Annotated in this window: 2 protein-coding genes; both read right to left on the bottom strand. The window is 73.4% G+C overall.

The features are described 5' to 3' along the window. On the bottom strand, positions 1-755 hold a 755-nt coding region (locus DQW06_RS24545), incomplete at its 3' end, for a sensor histidine kinase (RefSeq protein ID WP_157983592.1). After that, the gene (locus DQW06_RS24540; RefSeq protein WP_013155647.1) at positions 752-1,588 is read right to left on the bottom strand and encodes a CPBP family intramembrane glutamic endopeptidase; all 837 of its coding nucleotides are present in this window, start codon (positions 1,586-1,588) and stop codon (positions 752-754) included. The genes DQW06_RS24540 and DQW06_RS24545, both read right to left, overlap by 4 nt. Between the last annotated feature and the right edge of the window lie 397 nt (positions 1,589-1,985).

Below are 1,985 nucleotides of genomic sequence, written 5' to 3'. Positions count from 1 at the left end.
GGGGTGGAGTGGTCGGGGTTGAGCAGGTCGAGCAGGTGGCGCAGGTCGGTGATGGCCCGCCTGCCGGTGTCGGTGACCGCGGTCAGGGTCTGGTCGAGCCGGTCGGGCGCGGAGGTCAGGTAGCGCGCCGACTCGGCCTGCACGACCATGGCGGTCACGTGGTGGGTCACGACGTCGTGGAGTTCGCGGGCGATGCGGGTGCGTTCGGCGGTGCGGGTGGCCTCGGCGACGAGGCGGCGGCGTTCGGCCTCGGCGAGGCGGGTGGAGCGCAGCCATGCCCCGACCCCCCAGGCCAGGGCCAGCGCCCCGTAGAACGTCACGTACCCGGCCGGGGTCTCACCCGTTCCGAGCCGGTCCACCCCGACCGAGAGCACCACGTAGGCGGCCGAGGCCACGAGCACGGTGGTCCACCGGTACCGGTGGACGTGGGCGCCGGCGCTCACCAGCGCGATGGGCAGCGCGGTGCCCGCGAACAGGTGGTAACCGTTGAGCTGGTCGAGGGCGAAGCCGCTCGCCACCAGTGCCAGGGTCAGGATCGGCCACCGCCGCCGCCCGGCCAGGGGCAGCGACTGGAGGGCGATCGCGACCAGGCCCAGGGCGTCGAGGGGGCGGTCGGCCACCCCGCCGAACTCGGTCCCCTGCCCGTGCAGTGACGGGATGAGCGAGGCGGTCAGGAGCAGCAGCCCCAGGGGCAGGTCCCGGAGGGTGACGTCGAGTCGCTGCCACAGTTCGGGGAGCCGCCGGAGACTGGTCACTGGGGCAGTGTAGTGGTGGCGGCGGGACGCTCGCCGCGCCGGCGGACGGGGACGATCCGGTCGCGGCGGCGGGCGATCCACATGAGGACCACGGTGACGATGACGCAGAACACCACGGAGTACATGCTGCCTTCGGGGCCGAAGTCGCCGCCGGTGATGATCGTGGGGCCCGAGATGGTGACGTCCAGCAGTCCCTGGGGGGTGTCGCTGCCCGAGACCGCGGTGCTGAAGATGGCGGATCCGGCGATGTTCCAGCCGAAGTGCAGGCCGATGGGCAGCCACAGGCTGCGGGTGGCGATGTAGGCGGCGGTGAGCATGCCGCCGGCCTCGATGGCGATGGCGAGGGCGCCCCACAGGGTGGCGTGCGGGTTGATCAGGTGCACCAGGCCGAAGGCCAGGCCGGTCAGTGCGAGGGCGATCCAGCTGCCGGTGCGCTCCTCGATGATGCGGAACAGCACGCCGCGCCACATCAGCTCCTCGGTCACCGCGACGGCGGCCATGAAGCCGACCAGTCCCAGGGCGCTCATCGGAGAGCCCAGGCCGTTGACCTGGTAGCCGCCGAGGAAGACGATGTTGACGATGACCAGGGCGAACAGTCCGACGCCGAGGAGGGTGCCCCAGCTGGTGGCGGAGGCGGCGCCCTTCCAGTCCAGTTCGGTCACGGTTCGGCGCTCGGTGCGGCGCACCACCCACCGGTAGACGAACACCGAGGCCACGGCGACCAGGAGGCCCAGGACCAGGGAGACCAAGGGGACGTCCTGGAACGCCATGACTCCCTGTGCGCCGATGAAGGCGACCGCGGCGACGGCCAGGAGCTGCCAGACAAGTCTCATCGAAATTCCTTCGTAGGGGGTTTCGCGTCTGGGAGAAACGCTACGGAGCGGGGTGGTGCGCGGTCGTCACCGTGGAGAGGACACCTGCGCGTAGCTCGCACGGGGGACACGGGCGCGCGGGGCGGACCTTCGCCGGTCCACTCCGGTGCGCGGCCCGCGCCCGTCCGCGGCGGTCGGCGGCCTTCCGGAGGCGGTAGCGGGGCGCGTTCCGGCGCTCCGGGCACGCCCACACGGCCCGGGAGGGGCGCGTCGTCGCAGGTGGACGGGCCCCGCCCCCGCGCGGGGGCGGGCCGGGGAGCCCGGTGCGGGCCAACGGGTGCCGCCCGGGTCGGCGGCGGGAGCCGTCCCCCGCGGGAGCCACACGCGGGTGTCCCTCCGTGCGGTGACGACCCGGGCG

Origin of the sequence: Nocardiopsis sp. TNDT3 (assembly GCF_003427465.1) — a bacterium.
GTDB classification, from domain to species: Bacteria; Actinomycetota; Actinomycetes; order Streptosporangiales; family Streptosporangiaceae; genus Nocardiopsis; species Nocardiopsis dassonvillei.
Note: the sequence above shows the minus strand (reverse complement) of the source record. Positions and strands in the feature narration are given on the sequence as shown.